The organism is Jiella sonneratiae, assembly GCF_017353515.1.
Classification (GTDB): Bacteria; Pseudomonadota; Alphaproteobacteria; order Rhizobiales; family Rhizobiaceae; genus Jiella; species Jiella sonneratiae.
In genome coordinates this window covers 1-2,337 of sequence record NZ_JAFMPY010000063.1, presented here as the reverse complement: position 1 = coordinate 2,337, position 2,337 = coordinate 1, and the positions used below count along the sequence as shown (strand labels likewise).

General features: G+C 57.7%; 1 protein-coding gene and 3 pseudogenes. 1 reads left to right on the top strand and 3 read right to left on the bottom strand.

What is annotated here, in order from left to right; translation table 11 throughout:
- Positions 1-158, top strand: a pseudogene (locus J1C47_RS23435) (IS256 family transposase); the annotation flags it as partial.
- A 33-nt stretch (positions 159-191) separates the two neighbouring features.
- Here J1C47_RS23435 and J1C47_RS23430 read toward each other — a convergent pair.
- The 3 genes and pseudogenes from J1C47_RS23430 to J1C47_RS23420 form a co-directional block, all read right to left on the bottom strand.
- Positions 192-1,073 (bottom strand): annotated as a pseudogene (locus tag J1C47_RS23430) (IS5 family transposase); the annotation flags it as partial.
- Positions 1,074-1,378: 305 nt separating this feature from the next.
- On the bottom strand, positions 1,379-1,978 hold the full coding sequence (locus tag J1C47_RS23425) for a sulfotransferase (RefSeq protein WP_207353215.1): 600 nt from the start codon (positions 1,976-1,978) through the stop codon (positions 1,379-1,381).
- Positions 1,979-2,153: 175 nt separating this feature from the next.
- Positions 2,154-2,337 (bottom strand): annotated as a pseudogene (locus J1C47_RS23420) (IS630-like element ISAli3 family transposase); the annotation flags it as partial.

Sequence of the window (2,337 nt, the reverse complement as noted above, 5' to 3'; positions counted from 1 at the left end):
ACAAGACCGCCGAGCTCATGGTCTTCAAGCTCGTCATGGCCGCTTCAAAAACTTGGCGGAAGCTGAAAGGCGAAAATCGCTTGCCGATGGTCATTGCGGGCGTCACATTCACCGACGGCGTCGCGGTCAGCCCAGACGCCGATCAACGCGCCGCCTGATCGGACCCGTCACCCAAAATCAGCCATAGCTCAGGGCTTGTGCGCCTTGCCCTTTCCGATGCATTCGACCTCGGGCGCGTGCAGGCTGAAGACCCGGAGATCGGCATCTTTCGGCTGGCCACGAAGAGGAATGAGATTGCGGTTGCCGGCATGGACACGGCGAGCGAGCATGAGTTCGTGGGCAGTGGCGGCTTCGAGCTCCGGGTCGCCCTTGGTCTTCCTGACGATGTCGCGGATGACGCGGCCGAGATAGGTCCTGAGAGTTCTCAGCGCCTTGTTCGCCCGCTTGAACTGCTTGGCATGGGCGTAACGCTGCTGCTTGATCAGGGCGAACTTGCCGACCCGCTCATAGGACTGGCGCAGATCGATCCCCAGCGTCTTGGCCAAGCGCACCAGGCGCTCGCGCGAGCGCTGCATCAGCTTGGCATCGGTCGGATGGGCGACGGCCTTGGGCTGCACGGTGGTGTCGACGATAGCCTTGGTAAAGTCGGCGGGCTTGGCCGCGCCAGTTCGGGTCGCCGTGGCGAGGCTCTCCTGCAGCAGCGCGTTCAGCCTTTCCTCGCCCATCCGCTGGCGCCAGCGCGTCATCGACGACCGGTCGAAGGGCAGCCTGTGGCAGAAGAACTCCTCGCCGCAGAAGAGCTGGTAATAGGGATTTTCCAGCCAGCGATCACAGAGCGCCTCGTCGGACAAATCATGCATCGCCTTCAGGATGGCGAGCCCGGCCATCAGCCGCGTCGGCAACGGCGGGTGGCCCGGCGCGTCGGTGTAGACCGCCCCGAGCCGCTCCTCCAGAAACCGCCAGTCGATCGCCCGGCCGAGCCTGGCAAGCGCATGGCTCATGTCGACGATCTGGTCGAGCCGGGCGCGGAACATGTCCGTCTGCCCGCTATCCCGCCGCTCCCTCGGACGCATCCTGGCGCTCCCGATCCATGGACCCGATAGCCATGGAATCACGCTCAACGCCGCAACGCAATTTGCAAGTTTATCCGCCTACAGCCGGCTGAAACTGGCAGAAGTTAAATCTTTACAGATGCCGATCAGTCAGCCTTTTCAGTGGTTTCGACATACTTCACGGGAGACTTGTTCGGCATGCTCTCGTCCTCCAATGGCTCGAAAACCATCCTTCATGAAGGACCACTTCAGTGGGAGCAGGCCACCGTCGCTGAAAGCCCAGAAAAACGGTGTTCCATATGGACTTATCTGTCTCGGCTTGGCCACTAATGTCCGGAGGCGTTCATCTGTCTGGGAATACCCTTGCCCTTGTGACCGAACCATTTTGCATCAAGCTTCCAGAGATCGGCAAAGCGCTCGATCAGAGCTTCGATAGGGTCCGTCTCGATGTTGAAAATAATCAACTGCTCGCGCTTGTCCGAAAAATACTCCAAAACGTCAGCATGGTGGCGATAATAGTCGATGCGCCAGCGCCATAGCACGTCTGCCTCGTTCACCCCGCCATACTGTCTCTGGTAGTACCTAGTATACAACCCATTACTGTGGTTCATACGGCTGGCGAGCCAGCCCTCCGGTGAGCGGATATTCAAGATAAATCTCGAACCTGGATATGCCACGTCTAGCTCGCGAAAATACTTGTAAGCCTCAATGAGGTCTCCGGGCTTTCCGCCAACTAGTTCCATGTCCGAGAACACAATGTAATCGTCGTAGCCCTGTAAAGGCGGGGATCCGTTCTGTATGTTTGCGCGAATCGCGCGAGCGAGACGTCCATCATCCCAATGGACGCTGGGCACACCATTTCCTTTAAAGAATTGATGCAGAGAACGTGTTGCGGTCTTATTCATACCTATTATGAAAATCTTCATTTATATCTAATCCTGTTCTCATAAATTATGAATTTCTGGTGGCTTTCGTCGCGAAGTGCAACACGGTCATGAGAAGCGGATTTTGCCGTCCTTGCCAAGTAGACGGCTCTAAAAACCACCCCAAGTGGGCCGTTTTGTGATCCTGGCCTGGCCGGCCTCCATTATACCAACCGTCCTAACCCTTGACCTGTGCCCATGATCGTCGGGTGATTGATGCGACGGTTGCCGGGTCTCGTGCGAAGAATGTCCATGCATCGCAGCAGACGTCGACGATGTGGGCATAGTCGTCGAAGACGGTTATGGCGAGTTTGTTCTGGCGCAGATACTGCCAGACGTTCTCGACCGGGTTGAGTTCGGGG